This is a genomic window from Roseomonas haemaphysalidis (genome assembly GCF_017355405.1).
GTDB classification, from domain to species: domain Bacteria; phylum Pseudomonadota; class Alphaproteobacteria; order Acetobacterales; family Acetobacteraceae; genus Pseudoroseomonas; species Pseudoroseomonas haemaphysalidis.
This window is the reverse complement of record NZ_CP061177.1, coordinates 2,557,830-2,577,289: the sequence shown is the minus strand read 5'-3', so window position 1 is coordinate 2,577,289 and position 19,460 is coordinate 2,557,830. Positions and strand designations below refer to the sequence as shown.

Annotated in this window: 19 protein-coding genes and 1 tRNA gene; 7 read left to right on the top strand and 13 right to left on the bottom strand. The window is 68.2% G+C overall.

Annotated elements, in window-relative coordinates:
- Positions 1–14: 14 nt before the first annotated feature.
- The 5 genes from IAI59_RS11915 to IAI59_RS11895 all read left to right on the top strand — a co-directional run bounded on the left by IAI59_RS11915 (position 15) and on the right by IAI59_RS11895 (position 4,182).
- Positions 15–887, top strand: a complete 873-nt coding sequence (locus IAI59_RS11915; protein ID WP_207417151.1) for a D-amino-acid transaminase — start codon at positions 15–17, stop codon at positions 885–887.
- The gene (locus IAI59_RS11910) at positions 887–1,552 is read left to right on the top strand and encodes an HAD family hydrolase (protein ID WP_207417152.1); all 666 of its coding nucleotides are present in this window, start codon (positions 887–889) and stop codon (positions 1,550–1,552) included. The genes IAI59_RS11915 and IAI59_RS11910 overlap by 1 nt, the downstream gene beginning before the upstream one ends.
- Before the next feature lie 120 nt (positions 1,553–1,672).
- On the top strand, positions 1,673–2,014 hold the full coding sequence (gene hfq / locus IAI59_RS11905) for an RNA chaperone Hfq (RefSeq protein ID WP_207417153.1): 342 nt from the start codon (positions 1,673–1,675) through the stop codon (positions 2,012–2,014).
- Positions 1,983–3,341: a GTPase HflX gene (hflX, locus tag IAI59_RS11900; RefSeq protein ID WP_408887611.1), complete on the top strand. Its 1,359-nt coding sequence runs from the start codon at positions 1,983–1,985 to the stop codon at positions 3,339–3,341. Before hfq ends, hflX begins: the two co-directional genes overlap by 32 nt.
- A gap of 13 nt (positions 3,342–3,354) precedes the next feature.
- Positions 3,355–4,182 carry an inositol monophosphatase family protein gene (locus IAI59_RS11895; protein ID WP_207417154.1) on the top strand — a complete coding sequence of 276 codons (828 nt, stop codon included), beginning with the start codon at positions 3,355–3,357 and terminating at the stop codon, positions 4,180–4,182.
- A gap of 14 nt (positions 4,183–4,196) precedes the next feature.
- Here IAI59_RS11895 and mazG read toward each other — a convergent pair whose 3' ends face one another.
- The 10 genes from mazG to IAI59_RS11845 all read right to left on the bottom strand — a co-directional run bounded on the left by mazG (position 4,197) and on the right by IAI59_RS11845 (position 14,016).
- A complete protein-coding gene (gene mazG / locus IAI59_RS11890) occupies positions 4,197–4,988 on the bottom strand; it encodes a nucleoside triphosphate pyrophosphohydrolase (RefSeq protein WP_207417156.1) in 792 nt (263 codons plus the stop codon).
- A gap of 43 nt (positions 4,989–5,031) precedes the next feature.
- Positions 5,032–5,778 (bottom strand): MBL fold metallo-hydrolase, encoded by a 747-nt coding sequence (locus tag IAI59_RS11885; RefSeq protein WP_207417157.1) that lies wholly within the window; start codon positions 5,776–5,778, stop codon positions 5,032–5,034.
- A 55-nt stretch (positions 5,779–5,833) separates the two neighbouring features.
- Entirely contained in the window at positions 5,834–6,607 is a 774-nt protein-coding gene (locus tag IAI59_RS11880; protein WP_207417158.1) for a TatD family hydrolase, read from the bottom strand.
- Positions 6,607–8,145, bottom strand: a complete 1,539-nt coding sequence (gene metG, locus IAI59_RS11875) for a methionine--tRNA ligase (RefSeq protein WP_207417422.1) — start codon at positions 8,143–8,145, stop codon at positions 6,607–6,609. The genes IAI59_RS11880 and metG overlap by 1 nt, the downstream gene beginning before the upstream one ends.
- A gap of 13 nt (positions 8,146–8,158) precedes the next feature.
- A complete protein-coding gene (locus tag IAI59_RS11870; protein ID WP_207417159.1) occupies positions 8,159–9,166 on the bottom strand; it encodes a DNA polymerase III subunit delta' in 1,008 nt (335 codons plus the stop codon).
- A complete protein-coding gene (gene tmk, locus IAI59_RS11865; RefSeq protein ID WP_207417160.1) occupies positions 9,163–9,789 on the bottom strand; it encodes a dTMP kinase in 627 nt (208 codons plus the stop codon). The genes IAI59_RS11870 and tmk overlap by 4 nt, the downstream gene beginning before the upstream one ends.
- 4 nt (positions 9,790–9,793) lie before the next feature.
- Positions 9,794–11,005 carry a D-alanyl-D-alanine carboxypeptidase family protein gene (locus tag IAI59_RS11860; RefSeq protein ID WP_207417161.1) on the bottom strand — a complete coding sequence of 404 codons (1,212 nt, stop codon included), beginning with the start codon at positions 11,003–11,005 and terminating at the stop codon, positions 9,794–9,796.
- Positions 11,006–11,025: 20 nt separating this feature from the next.
- Positions 11,026–11,931, bottom strand: a complete 906-nt coding sequence (locus IAI59_RS11855; protein ID WP_207417162.1) for a septal ring lytic transglycosylase RlpA family protein — start codon at positions 11,929–11,931, stop codon at positions 11,026–11,028.
- The gene (locus IAI59_RS11850) at positions 11,928–12,899 is read right to left on the bottom strand and encodes a lytic murein transglycosylase (RefSeq protein ID WP_207417164.1); all 972 of its coding nucleotides are present in this window, start codon (positions 12,897–12,899) and stop codon (positions 11,928–11,930) included. The genes IAI59_RS11855 and IAI59_RS11850 overlap by 4 nt, the downstream gene beginning before the upstream one ends.
- Before the next feature lie 67 nt (positions 12,900–12,966).
- Complete coding sequence (locus IAI59_RS11845; RefSeq protein ID WP_207417166.1) at positions 12,967–14,016, bottom strand: lipid A deacylase LpxR family protein; 1,050 nt, start codon at positions 14,014–14,016, stop codon at positions 12,967–12,969.
- Between the two features lie 98 nt (positions 14,017–14,114).
- Between IAI59_RS11845 and IAI59_RS11840 the strand changes: the two genes are divergently transcribed.
- Positions 14,115–14,204 (top strand) — tRNA-Ser (locus IAI59_RS11840).
- A gap of 6 nt (positions 14,205–14,210) precedes the next feature.
- Here the strand turns inward: IAI59_RS11840 and IAI59_RS11835 are convergent.
- Positions 14,211–14,828: a metal-dependent hydrolase gene (locus tag IAI59_RS11835; protein WP_207417168.1), complete on the bottom strand. Its 618-nt coding sequence runs from the start codon at positions 14,826–14,828 to the stop codon at positions 14,211–14,213.
- Between the two features lie 137 nt (positions 14,829–14,965).
- Here IAI59_RS11835 and IAI59_RS11830 point away from each other — a divergent pair, with 137 nt between their 5' ends.
- Complete coding sequence (locus tag IAI59_RS11830) at positions 14,966–15,655, top strand: DsbA family oxidoreductase (RefSeq protein ID WP_237181117.1); 690 nt, start codon at positions 14,966–14,968, stop codon at positions 15,653–15,655.
- Here the strand turns inward: IAI59_RS11830 and mfd are convergent.
- Positions 15,652–19,122: a transcription-repair coupling factor gene (mfd, locus tag IAI59_RS11825; protein ID WP_207417170.1), complete on the bottom strand. Its 3,471-nt coding sequence runs from the start codon at positions 19,120–19,122 to the stop codon at positions 15,652–15,654. The two genes, IAI59_RS11830 and mfd, sit on opposite strands and share 4 nt — an antisense overlap.
- A complete protein-coding gene (locus IAI59_RS11820) occupies positions 19,119–19,433 on the bottom strand; it encodes a succinate dehydrogenase assembly factor 2 (protein WP_237180688.1) in 315 nt (104 codons plus the stop codon). The genes mfd and IAI59_RS11820 overlap by 4 nt, the downstream gene beginning before the upstream one ends.
- Positions 19,434–19,460: the final 27 nt, after the last annotated feature.

Sequence of the window (19,460 nt, the reverse complement as noted above, 5' to 3'; positions counted from 1 at the left end):
GGATCGCCCCGCCTATGTCCCGCATCGCCTATGTGAATGGCCGCTACGTTCCGCAGAACGAGGCCAGCGTGAACATCGAGGACCGGGGCTACCAGTTCGGCGACGGCATCTACGAGGTGGTGCACCTCTACGACAACCGCTTCGTGGACGAGGACCTCCACCTCAACCGGCTGGAACGCTCGCTCAAGGCCATCCAGTTGCCGATGCCGCTGACCCGCGCGGCCCTGTCCTTCGTGCTCAAGGAGGTTGCGCGCCGCAACCGCGTGACCGAGGGCCTGCTCTACATGCAGGTCACGCGCGGCGTCGCGCACCGTGACCACCCGTTCCCGGCCGAACCGGTACCGCCCGCCCTGGTCATCACCGTCAAGCGCATCAAGCCCTACCCGGCCAGCATCGCCAACTGGGGCGGCAACGCCATCACGCTGCCGGACCTGCGCTGGGCGCACCGGGACATCAAGAGCATCAACCTCCTGCCCAACGTCCTGGCCCGCCAGGCAGCGCGCGAGCAGGGGGCCATCGAGGCCATCCTGTACGAGGAAGCCACCGGCACCGTGACCGAGGGCGCGGCGACCACCTTCTGGATCGTCGATGCCGAGGGCGCCATCCGCACCCGCGCCCTGTCGCAGGCCATCCTGCCCGGCTGCACCCGCGGCGCGCTGATGGCAGAGCTGGCGGAGCAGGGCATCGCCTTTGACGAGCGGGCCTTCACCCTGGAGGAGCTGAAGCAGGCGCGGGAAGCCTTCATCACCTCCGCGACCTCCTTCGTGAAGCCGATCCTGAAGATCGACGACGCGGATGTGGGCGACGGCAAGCCTGGCCCGGTGACGACCCGGTTGTTCGAGATCTTCGCCCGCCACGTGAAGGGCGGCGCCCGGAACGCGGCGTGATGACGCTGCCGCCGCCCCGCGCCATCCTATGGGACTGGGACAACACGCTGGTCGATGCCTGGGCCGGCGTCCAGGCCGGCATGAACGCAGCCCTGCGTGCCTTCGACATGCCCGAATGGAGCGTGGAGGAGGTGCGCGCCAGGGCCCGGCTGGCGCTGCGCGAAGCCTTCCCGCCGCTGTTCGGCGCTAAATGGGAGAAGGCGAGGGACATCTTCTACGCCGAGGTGCGCGCCCGGCACCTGGAGCTGATCACGCCCTTGCCGGGGGTCGAGGCCGCATTGGCCGCCGCCGACCGCTGGCCGCAGGGCGTGGTCTCCAACAAGCAGGGGCCGATCCTGCGGGCGGAGGCCGCCCACCTGGGCTGGGAGCGGCATTTCGCCGCCGTGATCGGCGCCGGCGATGCCGAGGCGGACAAGCCGGCGGCCGCGCCCGTGCTGCTGGCCCTGTCGCGCATGGGCGTGCAGCCCGGCCCGGAGGTCTGGTTCATCGGCGACACGGGCGTGGACATGCGCGCCGCGCGGGCGGCCGGGTGCAGCGCTGTGCTGCTGGGCGATGCAGCCCATGACGGCGGCGTGCAGGCAGTGGCGCCGGATGCGGCATTCGCGGACGGCCATGCTCTCGCGGAGCGGCTGCTCGGGCTTGCCAAGCAGCCCCACTTCGCATGATCTTGCGCGCGAACCGGGATGCATATCGCAACCGGGGCGATGCCGCGCATCCTGGCCCGGGCTGACCGAGGCTTCAGGACAACGAACGCGGCCCGTCAAGAAGAAGAAGGACCGAGCCTCATGGCCGCCGAGAAGTCCCAGAACGTGCAGGACGTGTTCCTGAACCATGTTCGCAAAAGCAAGACGCCCGTGACCATCTTCCTGGTCAATGGCGTTAAGCTCCAGGGTATCATCACCTGGTTCGACAACTTTTCCGTCCTGCTGCGCCGGGACGGGCATACGCAGCTGGTCTACAAGCACGCCATCAGCACCGTGATGCCGGGCGCGCCGATCATGCTGTTCGATGCCGCCGCCGCCGGCGGCGCAGCCGCCACCCCCGCCCAGACCGGCACCGCCACGGTGACGCGCGAGGGCACCATGACACTGCAACGTGAGGTCAACCCTGTCGGCTCCTCCGACTGACAACGTCACGCGCGGCAAGCCCCTGCTTGCCGCCGTGCTCTTGCCGCATGAGCGCCCCGTCCGGCTGGCCGGGGCCGACGCCAGCGTCCTGGCCTTTCCCGATCAACGCAGCGTCAGCCGCGCCGCCGAAGCGCGGCTGGCCGAGGCCGTGGGGCTGGCCGCCTCCATCGGCCTGACCATCGTGCACAGCGCGGCCTTTCCGCTGCGCACGCGCCGCCCGTCGACACTGCTTGGCGAAGGCCAGGTGGAGATGGCGCACCAGGCCATCGAGGAACACCAGATCGGCGTGGTCGTGGTGGACGCGGCGCTCAGCCCCGTGCAGCAGCGCAACCTGGAACGCGCCTGGGGCTGCAAGGTCATCGACCGCACCGGCCTGATCCTGGAGATCTTCGGCGAGCGTGCCCGTACGCGCGAAGGTTCGCTGCAAGTTGAACTGGCGCACCTGTCCTACCAGCGCACCCGCCTGGTGCGGTCCTGGACCCACCTGGAGCGGCAGCGCGGCGGCTTCGGCTTTCTGGGCGGCCCTGGCGAAAGCCAGATCGAGATCGACCGCCGGCTGATCGACGAGCGGATCGTCAAGCTCAAGAAGGAGCTGGAGCAGGTGCGGCGCACGCGCGGCCTGCACCGGGCGGCGCGCACCCGCGTGCCGTTCCCCGTGGTGGCGCTGGTGGGCTATACCAATGCCGGTAAATCGACGCTGTTCAACGCGCTGACCGGCGCCGGGGTCTATGCCCAGGACCAGCTCTTCGCGACGCTCGACCCCACCATGCGGGCGATCAAGCTGCCGAACGGCCGGACGGTGATCCTGTCCGATACCGTAGGCTTCATCAGCGACCTCCCGACCCAGTTGATCGAGGCCTTCCGCGCGACGCTGGAGGAGGTGGCCGCGGCCGACATCATCCTGCATGTGCGGGACGTGGCGCACCCGGACACGTCGTCCCAGCGGGCCGACGTGCTCGGGGTTCTGGAGGAACTGGCCTCCGGCGACGACCCGACACTCGACCCCGATTGGGCAGGCCGCACCATCGAGGTGCTCAACAAGGCCGACCTACTGGGCGGCGCCGCGGACGTGCCGGGGACCGACGGCTCGGCGATCGCCGTCTCCGCCCTGACGGGCGAGGGGCTCGATACCCTGCGGTCCGCGCTGGATGCGCGGCTGGCATCCAGGATGGTAACGGTCGAATACGCGCTGCCGCCGGCCGACGGGGCACGGATCGCCTGGCTGTATCAGCACGGCGAGGTGCTGTCCCGCGAGGATGGCGACGACATCATCCGCATGACCGTCCGGCTGGCCCCGGCCGACCAGGCGCGTTTCGAGCAAGGCTGAAAGGTTCCCCCCCATGCGCTTCGACCACCGGATGGCGACCGATGTCGCGACCCTTCTGCGCGACGCCACGCAGGCGGAGATCCTGCCACGCTTCCGCCGCCTTGCCGCCGGTGCCATCCGCACCAAGTCGGGTCCGACCGACCTGGTGACCGATGCGGATGAAGCGGCGGAGCGGCAGATCACCCGCGACCTGCAAGCCCGGTTTCCCGGCTGCGTGGTCGTTGGCGAGGAAGCCACCGCCGCGGACCCCGCGCTGCTCGACCGCCTCGCCGGCGCCGAGCTGGCCTTCGTGGTGGACCCGGTGGACGGCACGGCAAACTTCGCGGCCGGCGTGCCGTTGTTTGGCTGCATGGCTGCGGCGGTGGTGCGTGGCGAGGTCGTGGCGGCCTGGATCCATGACCCGCTGGGTGGCGATACCGCCATCGCGATCCGGGGCGAGGGTGCCTGGATCGAGCATCCCGAATTCGGCCGCACCGACCTTCGCGTCGCCGGCGCCGTTCCGGTGGAGCAGATGACCGGCGCCGTGTCCTGGACCTGGATGAAGGAGCCGTTGCGGAGCCAGGTGACATCGCGGTTGCCGCGTCTGGCATCCGGCGTGCAGTTCCGGTGCGCGGCGCATGAATACCGGCTGGTTGCCTCGGGCGGCGCGCATTTCGTGATCTACAATAAGCTGATGCCCTGGGACCATCTGCCCGGCTGGCTGCTGCATCAGGAAGCGGGTGGGTACAGCGCACGCTTCGATGGCAGCGCCTATCAACCCGGGCACACCGCCGGGGGGCTGATCGCCGCACCCGACAGAGACAGCTGGACCGCCATCAAGGCGGCGTTGCTGGACCCCTGAAAGCAAACGGCGCCCTAGCTTTCCTGGCGCTTCACGTGCTGCCAGGCCGCCTCCATGGCTTCGAGGCCGGCGTCAGCAGGTGACAGGCCTTGCTTTGCCAACGTCGTCTCGACAGCGTTGAAACGGCGCTCGAACTTCGCGTTGGCGCCGCGCAGGCTTTCCTCGGGGTCGATGTCAAGCTTGCGGGCCAGGTTGACCATCACGAACAGCATGTCGCCGAATTCGTCCTGAAGGCGGGCTTTGTCGGCTGCGGCCAGCTCGGCCTTCAGCTCGGCGGTTTCCTCGGCCAGCTTGTCGAAAACCGCGTCGACGTGTGGCCAGTCGAAGCCGACGCGGGCGGCGCGCTTCGCCAGCTTCTCGGCGCGCGTCAGGGCGGGCAGGGCGGTCGGGATGCCGGCGAGGGTGCCGGTTTCCTGACGAGCCTTGCGCTCCGCCTGCTTCTGAACCTCCCACGCCGCGGTCTGTGCCGCCGCGTCGCGCGCGGCGGCATCGCCGAACACGTGCGGATGCCGCCGGATCATTTTCTCCGCAATCGTATTCGCCACGGCAGCGAAGTCGAAGGCGCCGGCCTCCTGCGCCATCTGCGCGTGGTACACGACCTGGAACAACAGGTCGCCCAGTTCATCCTGAAGAGCCGGCAGGTTGTCGGAGCGAATGGCATCCGCGACCTCGTAGCCTTCCTCGATCGTATAGGGTGCGATGGACGCGAAAGTTTGTATCTGGTCCCAGCCACAGCCATCCGGGGCCCGGAGCCGCGCCATGATGCCCAGCAACCGGAGAAGGGCAGCGGAAGACAGGTCAGACATGGTCTCGCCTTGTGCCGTATAATATTTATTATGTAAAATATGCTTAGTCTGGGACAGTAATCGTCTGGCCGTCATGCGCGGCCTCGATGCCCGGCGGCAAGTTTCGCTGCAGCCAGTCCCAGTCCATGTCATTGCCCATGTGAGTCAGAATCGTGCGCTGCGGCTTGAGCTGCCCCACCCATTGCAGGACCTGGTCGATGTTCGCGTGAACCGGATGTGGGCGGCGCTGAAAGCAACCGACGACCCAGGTGTGCAGCCCTGTCAGCAAGGCCAAGCTTTCGTCCGGCATGGCCACCACGTCCGTGGAATAAGCAAACCTGCCGATCCGCAGTCCCAGCGTGTCCATCACCTTGTGGTCCTGCCGGAACAGCCGCACGTCCAGCCCGGCGATGTCCCGCTGCTGTCCTGGCTCTACAGGCATCGGTGTGGCGGCAGGCCGATAGAATGCCGGCGGCGTCGGGTCGCGAAAGATGTAGTCGAAGCGCGTCCGGAGCTCACCCAGGGTCTGCTCCGTCGCGAAGGTCGGGATCGCCTTGCCCAGCACACGGTTCAGCGGCCGGATCTCATCCAGTCCCATGATGTGGTCGGCATGACCATGGGTGATCAGCAAGGCATCGACCTGACGAATCTGTGCTGCCAGGAGCTGTGCTCTCAGATCAGGGCCGGCATCCACCAGCAGTCGCTGACCATCCTCGCCTTCGATCAGGATGGACGATCGGGTCCTGCGGTTGCGAGCATCCGCCGGATCGCAGATGCCCCAGTCACCACTGCCATCCAGCCCCCCAAGCATCGGGACCCCAGCCGAACCACCACAGCCCAGAATTTTAACATTCAAGGACAAAGCCTTAAGCTGCCTTCTTGAACAAGCGCCTGAAATTCTCTGTCGTCAATTTAGCCAGGGCTTCCGGCGTCATGCCACGCACCTCGGCCAGCGTTCGGGCCGTGTGAGCAACGTAGGACGGTTCGTTGCGCTTGCCGCGGAATGGCACCGGCGCCAGATAGGGCGCATCCGTTTCCACGAGCAGCCGGTCCTCCGGCATGTCCCGGGCGATGTCACGCAGCTCCGTCGATTTCGGAAAGGTCAGAATACCGGAGAACGATAGGTAGCCCCCGAGCTCAACCGTAGTTTCAGCCAGTTGCCGGCCAGAACTGAAGCAATGCAGCAGAAACGGAAATGCTCCACCGTCAGCCGTTTCCTGTCGGAGGATGTTGGCGATGTCGTCATCCGCATCCCGGGCATGGATCACCAGGGGCAAGGACGTCAGCTGTGCCGCGCGAACATGCCGGCGGAAGCTTTCCTGCTGCATGGCGGGCGGAGCCTTGTCGTAGAAGTAGTCCAGCCCGCTTTCGCCGATGCCTATGATCCGCCCGTGTTGCGTGGCGGCGACGATGGCATCGACCTCGGCCAGAGGCCCCTCGCCCACGTTTTGAGGATGCACGCCCACGGTTCCCCAAACCTGAGGAAATCGTTCCGTCAACGATACAACAGTTTCGGCCTGAGACATCCGCACGCCGATCGAAACCATCTCCCCGACCCCGGCCGCCTTGGCCCGGTCCAGCACGTCGGTGATCTCGGCATCCGAGAAATAATCCAGGTGACAGTGGCTATCGACCAACATCAGGCAGCATCGTCCTGAATTTTCTGGAACAAAGGCGTTGGAGCCGGCAGCACCGTGCCTGCCTCGACTGGGCTTCCAAGAGAAGCCAGGAGCCGGGCATCGCCGGGCACCGCGAGCTGGTCCAGCAGGCTGTTCATCGTCTGTGGCATGAAGGGAAGCAGCACCGTCGCGTAGGCACGGAGCGCCGTGTGGAGATGCCGCAGGACAACGTTCATGCGGGGGAGATCGGTTTTCTTCAGGGCCCAGGGCTGCTGCTGCGTGATGTAGAGATTGGCGGCCCGGATGTTCTTCCAGACCTCCTCCAGCGCCAGATGGTATTCCTGGCGATCCAGTTGGTCATTCACCGTGGCGACGAGGGTTTCCAACGGCGTCATCAGCACCGCATCCGCCCCGGAGATGTCGGCGGCTGCCGGTAACATGGCCTCGCAATTGCGCTGGATCAGCGAAAGTGTCCGCTGCGCCAGATTGCCAAGATCATTGGCCAGCTCGCTGTTCAAACGCTGCATCAATGACTTGCGGCTGAAATCTCCATCGTTACCGAAGGGAACTTCGCGCATCAGAAAGAAGCGTACGGGATCAAGACCGTAGGCGTCGATCAACTGCAACGGATCGATGACGTTGCCGAGCGACTTGGAGATCTTCTGGCCTTCGTTGGTCCACCAGCCATGCGCGAACACCCGATGCGGCACCGGCAAACCGGCGGCATGAAGGAACGCCGGCCAATAGATGGCGTGGAACCGGACGATATCCTTGCCCACGAAGTGCACGTTGGCCGGCCAGAAACGCCAAAGCTCCGTGTCTTCATCGGGATAGCCAAGCGCCGTGATGTAGTTCGTCAGGGCGTCGAGCCAGACGTACATCACATGGGCCTCGTCGCCCGGCACCTTCACGCCCCACTTGAAGGACGTGCGGGAAATGGACAGGTCGGTCAGGCCAGATTTGACGAAGTTCATCACCTCATTGCGCCGGCTCTGCGGGCCGATGAAGTCGGGATGATCCTCGTAGTATTGCAGCAGCCAGTCCTGCCATGCGGACAGGCGGAAGAAGTAGGAGGGCTCCCTCACCCACTCCACCGGCGCGCCGGTCGGGGCGAACTTCTGGCCATCCTTCTCGGTGATCTCGTCGGGTCCATAGAAGGCCTCGTCGCGCACCGCGTACCAGCCTTCGTAATGCCCCAGATAAATCTGGCCGCGCTCCTCCAACCGCTTCCACAGGGCGGCGCAAGCTGTCTTGTGACGCTCTTCCGTGGTGCGGATGAAATCGTCGTTGGAAAAGTTCATCCGCTCCGCGAGGTCGCGGAATGCCTGGCTGACCTGATCAGTGAAAGCCTGCGGATCCATCCCGCGCGCCTCGGCGGCTTTCTCGACCTTCTGGCCGTGCTCATCCGTACCGGTCAGGAAGTGCACCGCCTCGCCCGACATCCGCTTCCAGCGCGCCAGGACATCAGCGGCCAGCGAGGTGTATGCGTGGCCGATATGCGGCTTGTCATTCACGTAATAGATGGGCGTCGTCAGGTAGAAGCGCCGCTCGGTCGTCATGCTCATCAGGTCCTCAGCGCGAGGCCAGGCGAGACAAACCACTCAGGACCGCCTGCTTGCGGTCCAGGTTCAAGGTCTCGGTCTCATCGGCCAGCCGGCCGAGGGTGTCCCACAGCGACGCCCACTCGGCAAGCGGCCGCGCTGCCAGATAGGGCGCGACGGCACCGCCCCGCGCCGCCTCGCGCACCGCCAGCGCCAAAGAGGCGCGCAGCAGCTCGATAAAGGTAATCAACGCACTGCCGTCGCGCTTGCCGGCCAGGCGGTCGGCCAGTTGGTGCAGCCCTCGCGGGTCGGGGCGTGGCAGGGTGCGGAGAAAGCCGTCCACCTCGGCCTGCATGGCCAGCCCCTCGCCTTCCGCGAGTTCCAGGGCCCGGCCGGGGGCGCCACCGGCGATGCGAGCCAGCCCCTGCCGATCCGCCTCCGCCATGTCGGGGAGCCAGTGGCCCAGCACGCCGGTCATGGCGGCGTCGGACAGGGGAAACAGGTCGATCCGACGGCAACGGCTGCGGATGGTCGGCAGAAGGCGGTCCGGGGCGCTGGTGGTCAGCAGCAGCAGCGCCCGGGGCGGCGGTTCTTCCAATGTCTTCAGAAGCGCGTTCTGCGCTTCCGGGTTCATGGCCTCGACCTGCTCGACCAGGATGATGCGCCAGCCGCCCTCGGCGGCCGTCAGGCTGAGGAAGCGCGGCACCGTGCGCACCTCGTCGACCCGGATCATCATCTTCACGCCCTTGTCGCCGGCATTTGGCACCAGGGCCCTGAGGTCCGCATGCGCCCCCGCCGCCACGCGGCGAAAGGCCGGATCCCCAGGGGGGACGAACAACGGCTCCTCGCCCGGCGGGCTGCCGGCCAGCAGCCAGCGGGCGAAGCGGTAAGCCAGGGTCGCCTTGCCGACGCCGCGTGGCCCGGTCAGCAGCCACGCATGGTGCAGGCGCCCTGCCCCGGCGGCCTCCGCCAGCATGCGCGCGGCATCCTGGTGACCGAACAGGTCCGGGTTGGCGCGCGGTTCGGGGGGAAGGCTCACAGCGCGATCCCCAGGCGGGCAGCCACGGCCGAGGCAGCGGCGGCGAATACCGCGTCCGGCGGCTGGGCCGCGTCCAGCACGGCACAGCGCTCCGGCTCGGCCTCGGCGATGGCGAGGAACGCGGCATGCACCCGGGCATGGAACGCCGCCCCCATCCGTTCGAACCGGTCCGGCGCCCCGCGGGACAATGCGCGGGCCATGCCCGCATCGGGCGGCAGGTCCAGCACCAAGGTCAGGTCAGGGGCAAAGCCGTCCAACGCGACCTCCGCCAGCCGCTGCCACACGGTGCGGTCCAACCCATGCCCGTGGCACTGGTAGGCGAGCGTCGAATCAGCGAAGCGGTCGCACACGACCCAGATGCCGGCATCCAGCGCCGGCCGGATGGTCTTGGCCACGTGCTCGCGCCGCGCCGCGAACATCAGCATGGCCTCGGCCACCGGGTCCCAGGCCACGCCGCCGTGCAGCATCAGGGCGCGCAGGGCCTCGGCACCGGGAGCACCACCGGGCTCGCGGGTGCGCAGCACCGGCACGCCCGCGGCGGCAAGAGCGGTGGCGAGGCGCAGCGAGAGGGTGGTCTTGCCAGCACCCTCCCCGCCTTCCAGCGTGATAAAGCGGGCCGGCACCGGATCAGCCAGACACCCACCGCCCGATCACCGCCGGGATGCGCGACAGCACGCCCAGCTTGGCGACGTCCACGCCGGCATAAAGCGGCAACACCATCGGCGGCACGCCCTGGCCGGAAATGTCCAGTTGACCGATCTCCTGCCCCTTGGCGATCGGCGCCGGCACGGGGCCGTCGTAGCGCAGCTTCACCGTCAGGTTGCGGCGCCACTGCCGCGGCAGGGTCAGCACCAGGTCGCGGCCGCCGACCAGCGGCACCGTGGCGCGATCGCCCAGATAGACCGGTGCCGCCTCGACGGTATCCGAAGCCTTGAACAGCACGGCGTTCTCGAACTCGCGGAAGCCCCATTCGATCAGCCGCTCGGTTTCCTCGCCGCGCATGCGCATGGAGGTCATGCCGTTGGCCACCAGAATCAGCCGGCGGTCGCCGCGCTTGACGGTGCCGGTCAGGCCGTAGCCGGCCTCATCGGTATGGCCGGTCTTCAGCCCGTCGGCGCCGGCGACGCGGCCGAGCAGCGGATTGCGGTTTTCCTGGCTGATGCCGTGCCACTGGAAGGAGCGCACGCTGTACAGGTTGAAGTATTCCGGGAAGTCGTTGATCAGCCGGCGCGCCAGGGTGGACAGGTCGCGGCAGGTCATCAGGTGCTCGGGGTCGGGCCAGCCGGTCGCGTTGCGGAAGGTGCTGTCCTTGAGGCCGATCCGCTTGCCGTACTCGTTCAGCAACTCGGCGAACTGCTGCTCGCTGCCGCTGATGCCCTCGGCCAGCACGATGCAGGCATCGTTGCCGGATTGCACGATCACGCCATGCGCCAGGTCGTTGATGCTGATCTGCGAACCGAGCTCCACGAACATCTTGGAGCCTTGCATCCGCCACGCGCGCTCGCTGACGGGAAAGGTCTGGTCCATCTTCAACCGGCCCTGCTTCAGCAGGTCGAAGACCACGTACATCGTCATCAGCTTGGACATGGACGACGGATGCATCCGTTCGTCCGCGCTTTTTTCCAGCAGGGTGGCACCGGTGTCGGCATCCACGATGATCGCCTGCCGGGCCTGGGTATCCACCGGGCCCAGCGGCGTGCTGGCCGGGCTGCTGGCCGGCGCGGCGGGAGCGGCGGCCCGGCCGCGGCCCGGCGCGCGCTGCGCCATCGCCGGTCCCGCCAGCGTGGCGGTCGCCAGCGCGGCGGCGGTGCCACCGAGTAATTCACGGCGTAGCGGCATGGCGGAACTCCCCCCTCAACTCAGTCAACCAGAATGCGTGCTTCCGATACGCCCGACCGGCGGGCGATCTCAAGCCCCTGATCGGCCTGCGACACCGATGCGAAGGGTCCGAGGCGCACGCGATACTCCGGCCGCCGCCCGGGGCCGAAGGCCTCGACCCGCGCGCCCGACATCCGGGCCGCCTGGCGCTGCGCCGCCTCGCGCGCCGTGAAGGTGCTTCCCTGCACGTAGAGCTGCCCCGGCCGGGCCATTCCCTGGTCCACCGCCTCGGGCAGTCGCTGCGGGGTGGCGGAGGCGGCGGTGGCTTCGGCCAGAGGTGCCACGAAGCTGCGGGCCGCGGGCGCCTGCCGCACGCGGTCGGCGGCGCGCGATCCCGGCGGCGGCGCGAGGCTTTCCGATTGCAGCGTTTCGCGCGGCGCGGTGGCGATGGCGATCCGCATGGCGTCGGGCTGCGGCAACCCGGCGGCCAGGGCGCGCGAGGCATCGCCATCCACGGAGATGGCCACCTGGGTACCACCGGGCTGCACCCGCAGCAGCTCGGCCGCACGGCGGGACAGGGCCAGCAGCCGCCCCGCCTGGGCGGGGCCGCGGTCATTGACACGCACACGCAGTTCCAGCCCGTTTTCCAGGTTCGTGACAACCAGGATGGCCGGAAGCTGGAGGGTGCGGTGCGCGGCGGTCAGCCAATCGGGATCGTACACCTCGCCATCGGCGGTCAGGCGCCCGGCGCGGGCATCGGCGACCACGGTGGCCAATCCGGTTTCCCGCAGCGCGAAGTCCTCCCGCGGGTAGGACCAGGTGCCGCCCATCTGGTAGGGCTCGCCCACCACGTAGCGGGGCGGCTCCACCGGGGCCGGTGGCTTGGCGGGGGTGCAGGCGGCCAGCAAAGGCAGCAGCAACACAAGACAGCGGCTGGCAGGGGTCATGCAACGCGATCCGAAAGCAGGCCGACCACCAGGGCATAGAAGTCGGACGGGTTGTAGCGGCGGATGACATCGAAGTTGCGGTACACGGCGAAGGCCTGCCCGCCGGCACCGGCCGGCAGCAGGATCGCCGCCTCCATCGCGCCGCCCGATGACAGGTCCGATCCATCGGCTGCGGTGACGCCGAGCTTCAGCCATTCGGCAAGCGGCCGGCGGTTGTCGCGCCCGGCCAGGGTGGGGTCGAAGCCAGGGGGCAGCAGCACTTCCCGCCCCCAACGCTCATCGCCCTGCCAGCCGTTGCGCGCCAGGTAGTTCGCGATGGAAGCCAGAGCGTCGGCCCGGCTGTCCCATATGTCGCGCCGGCCGTCGCCATCGAAATCCACCGCCAGCCGCTCGAAGCTGGTCGGCATGAATTGCGGGTGCCCCATGGCGCCGGCGTGGCTGCCCCGCATGCGGTCGGGCGTGACATCGCCCTGCTCCAGGATGCGCAGCGCCGCCAGCAGCTCCGCCCGGAAGAAGGCGGCGCGCCGGCCGTCCCAGGCCAGGGTCGCCAGGGCTTCGATGGTGTTGAAGGTGCCCGTGAAGCCGCCGTAGCTGGTTTCCAGGCCCCAGACCGCCACGACCACGCGCGGGTTGACCGGATAGCGGCTGGCGATGGCGTCCAGCATCGGCTGGTTCTGCGCGAAGGCCTTGCGTCCGCCGTCGATGCGCTGCTGGTTGATCCGGCCGTCCCGGTACTGCTCCCAGCTCAGCGTGAACTCGGCTTGGCGGCGGTCCAGCTGCAACACGCGCTCGTTGGCGCGGATGCCGGCAAAGGCACGCTGCAGGGTGGCGGCCGAAACGCCGCCTTGCCGTGCCTCGGCGCCGACATCGGCCAGGAACTCGGGAAAGCTGGCCGTCGCGGCGTTCGCCGGGCCACCCGCCACCAGGGCGGCGGCTCCGACTCGGAAAAGCAGGCGGCGGTTCAGCATGCCGCAGCCATGCCACGCCCGGCGGGCCGGCGACAACGGGGGCTATGCGGCACCGCCGACGATCCGGTCAGAAGCGAAAGGACACGCTGAGCGAGCCGAACTTCTGCCGCCCGGACTGGCCGTAGAATTCCTCCGACCGCCAGACCTGCGTCAAAGCGACGCGCACGCCGCGATACACCGCGGCCACGCCGGTCTGGAAATCGCCCACGAAGATGCGCTTGTCGACGCTTCGGCTGTCGCGAAAGGTGTTGCCGTCCAGAAAGATGTCCCGCCCCACGGCCCGGCCTTCCAACCCCGCGAAGACATACCATTCGAAATTTTCGCGCGGCTGCACCCAGCCCGAGCCGGACAGGCCGGGGCGGATGCGCGGCGGGCCGAAATCTGAATCCAACCCGTGGCCGATGCGAACGGTGCCGCCGGCCGCGGCATAGGTCTGCACGTTGCCGATGGATGCGGAAACCGACGGCACCACCTCGGTCTGCAAGCCGGCGACGGTGCCCATCGGCACCCGCCACTTCTGCTCGTAGATCGCGGTCACGGCCGCTTCGTCCTTCAACTGGTAGTCCCACCCGTCGACCCGGCGGATGTTGAGCAGGCGGTGGTAGTTGTTCTGCACCTGCTCGCCCAGCGCCGCCGGCCCAACGACGCCGAGCTGAAGCTCCACCGTGCGGGACGTCAGCTCGGTGATCCGGCTCAGGCTGACGGAGCCATACAGGTAGCCGGCATAAGGCCGGTCACGCGGGTCGGGATTGCTGCGGTAGGTATCCTGCGGAGTGTAGATGTTCTGGCCGACCGCCGCGCCCCAGCGCAACGTGCCGGGCCCCAGCACCCATTCCAGCTGGTCGTTCAGCCAGGCCAGTGGCCGCGGCAGGTCGGCCGAGGGCGAGCGGTAGGACAGCAACAGGCCGTTGGTATAATAGCGGTCCGTGCCGCCGCCGAAGACGTCATTCTCCGTCGCGAAGGTCAGCGTGCCATAGGGATCGGGCGGCGGGGCCTGATCGGGCGCGATCACCGGCGGGGCCGCCGTGGTGGCCGGCGCGAGGCCTTGGGCCACTGCCCCGGTGGCCATGCCCGCCGTCAACATCAAGGACAGCAGCAGCGGGGGTGTCTGACGCATGGACTTTCCTTCTTCGGAGCGTCGCGGTAGGGACGGAGAAAGCGCGGCGCGCCGTGCCGGGCAGGTTATGCAATCGCCATGGCACAAAGTCAGTACCTGGATGGGTGGCCGAGTGGTTTAAGGCAGCGGTCTTGAAAACCGCCGTAGGTGCAAGCCTACCGTGGGTTCGAATCCCACCCCATCCGCCAAAGGCTTCAGGGGGCGTGCTCCGCCCCCGCCTGCACGCCCAGCGAGGCCACGCGGCGCCGCGCCTCGGCCGCCGCCGGCGGAAGTGCGCAGAGCGAAGGCAACTCGTTGCCCAACAGGCGGCAGATTCCGCTTTCCCGCAGTCCTGCCCGCAGGTCGAACCGCTCGGTCGTGTTGCCCCAGGCCCAGGACAGCATCAGTGCCACGACCAGCGGCTCAAAGGGCGAGCCGGTCCGGCACAGCGGCAGCGCCCAGGTCCCCTTCAGGGGCCACGCCAGGCGAAGCCCCGCCGGGGTGAGCAGGTCCGCTGCCAGATGCGACAGATAGCCCACCACGAGGGGCGCGCTGAAACGCACAGGCAGCAGTGGGCTGAGCAACAGCGCCAGGCAGGCGGCAATGGCCAGCAGCGAATGGGAAAGCCCGCGGTGCCCGAAGGCGCGGGCGAATACGGCCGATACCGGCCACACGCGCTTGCCGATCCAGGACTTGGGATGGTCAATATCAGGCAACAGTGCGCCGAACACGGCGAGGCCGAGCGACACGGGCTCCAGCACCGGCATGCCGAAGCGCGGGGCCACGACGAACCATGCGGCCGCACCCAGGGCGATATGCGAACCCGCCATCATGCTGTGCGGCCAAAACCTTGGTTGTCGTCGCTCAAACTAGGAGTCAGGACTCAAGCGTACAAGACTGATTCCTCACGGATCATGAAGGAAATGCCTCTGCTATGGCCTGAAAACCGATCCGATCTATGATGTGAACCGTGAACCTGATCTCGCCCCCCGCCGGACAGCTCGACATCGAAGTGGTGTTCGACCTCGTCTGCCCCTGGTGCTTTCTCGGCATCCGCCGCCTGCGGCGGGCGCTGGCCCGACGGTCCGACATCAGGGCCGAACTGCGCTGGCGCCCGTTTCTGCTAAACCCCGATATCGGCGGCAGCGGCATGCAGCGCCACGACTACATGATGCGGAAGTTCGGCGGCGAGGAACGGGCCCGCCGCCTGCACGGCACCCTGACGGAACTGGGACTGGCCGAAGGCATCACGTTCCGCTTCGACCTGCAGCGCCGGGTGCCGCCTTCGGTGGATGCGCATCGGCTGGTCCGCTTCGCCGCGCAGCAGGGCAGCGCGGACACGCTGGTGGACCTGATCTTCACCGCCTATTTCAGCGAAGGGCACGACATCGCCGACCCTTCGGTCCTGACGCGCCTGGCCGTGCTCGCCGGCTTCGAACGGGAAGCCGCATGGCGCTTCCTGGCCAGCGGGGTGGAAGCCGAGGCGGTGCATGCCGAGAACCTGCGCGCCCACCGGCTGGGCATCAACGGCGTGCCCTGCTTCGTCATGTCCGGCAAGCACGGGGCCCAGGGCGGCGGCCACGCCATCGCCGGCGCCCAGGAGCCCGAGGTGCTGGAGCGGCTGATGGACGTGGCGCTGGCGGAAAGCGCCGAAGACTAGGCCGCCTTCCGTACCTGCTGCGCCACCTTGGACAGGGAAGCCAGCATGTCCTTCGCCGTGCGCACCCGCACCGGCAGGTCCATCTCGCGCACCATGGCCAGCTTGTGGTCGGGCCGCAGCTTCACCAGCCCCTTTTGCGCCGTCACCCAGTTCACCAGCCCTGCCGGGTTGGAGAAGTTGTTGCGACGGAAGGCCAGCACAATGCCCTTGGGCCCGGCATCCAGCTTCTCCACCCCCGCCTGGCGGCAGAAGTGCTTGATGGAAACCACCTGCAACAGGTTCTCCACCTCGGCCGGCAACGGGCCGAAGCGGTCGGTCATCTCGGCCGCCATCGCCTCCACCTCCGCATCGCCCGCCAAGCTGCCGATGCGGCGGTAAAGGCCTAGGCGCACCGGCAGGTCGGAAACATAGGTTTCCGGGATCAGCACGGGCAGGCCGAGGTTGATCTGCGGCGTCCATTCCCGGTCGTCGGCATCGCCGCGCTTGCCCTGCCCGGCCTTCAGGTTCGCCACCGCCTCTTCCAGCATCTGCTGGTAGAGCTCGATGCCAACTTCCCGCACATGGCCGGATTGCTCGTCGCCCAGCAGATTGCCTGCGCCGCGGATATCCAGGTCGTGGCTGGCCAGGGTGAAGCCGGCGCCCAGGTTGTCCAGCGTCTGCATCACCGCCAGCCGCTTCTCGGCGGCAACCGACAGTCGGTTGCTGGCGGGCCAGGTCAGATAGGCATAGCCGCGCTGCTTGCCGCGCCCGACGCGGCCGCGCAGCTGGTAGAGTTGCGCCAGCCCGAACATGTCGGCGCGGTAGATGATCAGCGTGTTCACCGCCGGCATGTCCAGGCCGGATTCCACGATGTTGGTGGCCAGCAGGATGTCGTACTTGCCGTCGCCGAACTCGGTCATCACCCGCTCGAGTTCTGTGGGGGAAAGCCGGCCGTGGGCCTGCACGGTGCGGGCCTCGGGCACAATCTCGGCCAGCCGGGTCGCCATCTTCGGCAGGTCCTCCAGCCGGGGAACGACACAGAAGATCTGCCCGCCGCGGAACCGCTCGCGCTGGATCGCCTCGCGCGCGACCACGGCATCGAAAGGCATGATGAAGGTGCGGACGGCGAGGCGGTCCACCGGCGGGGTGGCGATCACGCTCATCTCCCGCACGCCGGTCAGCGCCAGCTGCAGCGTGCGCGGGATGGGCGTGGCGGTCAGCGTCAGCACGTGCACATCGGCCTTGAGCGACTTCAGCCGCTCCTTGTGCGACACGCCGAAATGCTGCTCCTCGTCCACGATCACCATGCCGAGGTCGGCGAACTCGATGCCCTTGGCCAGCAGCGCGTGGGTGCCGACCACGATGTTGATGGAACCGTCCGCCAGCCCGGCCTTGACGGCCAAGGCCTCCTTGGCCGTCACCATGCGCGACAATTGCGCCACCTTGATGGGCAGCCCCGCGAAGCGGGCGGAGAAGGTGCGGAAATGCTGGCGGGACAGCAGCGTGGTCGGCACCACCACGGCGACCTGCACGCCCGTCATGGCCACCACGAAGGCAGCGCGCAGCGCCACCTCGGTCTTGCCGAAGCCTACGTCGCCACAGATCAGCCGGTCCATCGGGCGGCCTGAGGCAAGATCCTCCAGCACGTCGCCGATGGCACGGAGCTGGTCATCCGTTTCGGCAAAGGGGAAGCGGGTGCAGAACTCATCCCAGGCGCCTTCCGGCGGCGTGGCGAGCGGCGCTTCCTTCATCTTGCGCTCGGCGGCCACGCGGATCAGCTGCCCCGCCATGTCGGCGATCTTCTGCTTGGCCTTGGCCTTGCGGTTCTGCCAGGAGGCCCCGCCGAGCTTGTCCAGCGCCACGCCCGCGCTGTCGCTGCCGAAGCGGGACAGCAGCTCGATGTTCTCCACCGGCAGGAACAGCTTGTCGCCACCGTCGTAGATCAGCCGCAGGCAGTCATGCGGCGCGCCGGAAACCTCGATGGCCGACAGCCCGTCGTAGCGGCCGATGCCGTGGTCCTGGTGCACCACCAAGTCGCCCTCGGCGATCTCGGTGGCATCCGCGATGAACTGGTCGGCGCGCTTGCGGCGGCGCGGCGGGCGGGCGATGCGCTCGCCCAGCAGGTCCTGCTCGCCCGTCAGGGCGATGGCCATGGTGTCCCGCGTGCCCTCGGCCGCCGGGCCGATGAAGCCGCGCTCGACGCCGTAGACCGCCAGCGCCACCACGCCGGGCGGCAGCTTGCGGGCGGCGTTCCAGTCATCCACCGTCTGCGCCGGAATCTTGTTCTCACGCAGCAGGTTACCCAGCCGCTCGCGCGATCCCTTGGTCCAGGCCGCCACCACGGGGCGCTGGCCCAGCTTGCTTTGCGCCTCCGCCTGCTCGCGGTAGGCTGCGAAAACGTTGTTCCCCGCGGTGCGCACCTCGGCATACAGGCGCCCGGGGTGGCCTCCGGCATTGATGCCCTCGGCACCCTCGGCCTTGTGGAAGGGATTGAAGCGCAGCAGCGTGCCGCCGGACAGCATGGCGTCCCAGCCGCGCCGGTCCAGGTACAGGCGACTGGTCGGCACGGGGCGGTAAGGCACCTCCCCGTCACGCCCGAGTCCCTTGCGGGCCTGGTAGTGGTCGTCGATCATCTCCAGGCGCGCTTCCAGCGCATCCTCGGCCTGGTGGTCCATGCTGACGGAGGCGCCCGGCATGTAGTCCAACAGCGTCGCCATCTGCTCGTGGAACAGCCCCGCCCAATGCTCCATGCCGGGATGCCGGCGGCCGGCGGAGATGGAAACGTAGAGCGGATCGTCGCCCGAGGCCGGGCCGAACAGGTCGCGATAGCCGGTGCGGAAGCGGCTGATCGAGTCCTCGTCCAGGAAGACCTCCCCAACGGGGCGGAGCCAAAGCTCCTTGATCTCGGCGCCGCTGCGCTGGGTTTCCGGCGAGAAGCGCCGCAGGCTCTCGATCTCGTCGCCGAACAGATCCAGCCGCACCGGCTCCGGCTCGCCCGCCGGGTAGAGATCGACGATGCCGCCGCGGATGGAATACTCGCCAGGCTCCATCACGGTCGCGGTGCGGCCGTAGCTGCTGGCTTCCAGGAAGTTCGCCAGCTTTTCCGGCCCGACCCGGCCGCCCTTCTTCAGGTGCAGCGTGGCGCCCTGGAACACTTCAGCCGGCGGCACGCGCTGCACCAGCGCGTTCACCGTGGTCAGCACGATGCGCGGGCGGCTCCCCGGCTCCAGCAGCTTGGCCAGCGTGGCCACCCGCTCGGCCACGATCTCGCCGTTCGGGGACACGCGGTCGTAGGGCAGGCTGTCCCAGGCGGGAAAGCGCAGCACCTCGGCATTCGGCGCGAAGAAGTCGAGGCCGTCCTGCATGCGGGCCATGCGGGCATCGTCCCGGCAGACATGCAGAACGTGCCCCTGCACCTCGACCCGGCGGCGGGCCAGCAGCAGCGCATCGAAGCCTTCCGGCGCACCATAGACGGTCAGAACACTCATCCGCGGCGGGCATCCTTGGGCACGCCGGCGCCGAGCTGGGAACATTCCCGCGCCATGCGCTCCAGCATCGGGGTCATCACCTCGGCCGGAATGGGGCGGCGGCCGGACAGCCAGTCGGCGAGGTCAACGTCCAGCAATTCCAGCACCCCTTCCAGCTCATCCAGCTCCTCCTCCGTGAAGACGGCGATGTGCCGCTGCACGAAGCCGCCGACCATCAGGTCGGTTTCCTTGGTGCCCCGGTGCCAGGCACGGAACATCAACCGCCGGCGGCGCGGCGAAAGATCGGGGGGTGGGTTGTCGTGATCGGACATGTCGGGGCCTCTCAGGGCTGGCATATA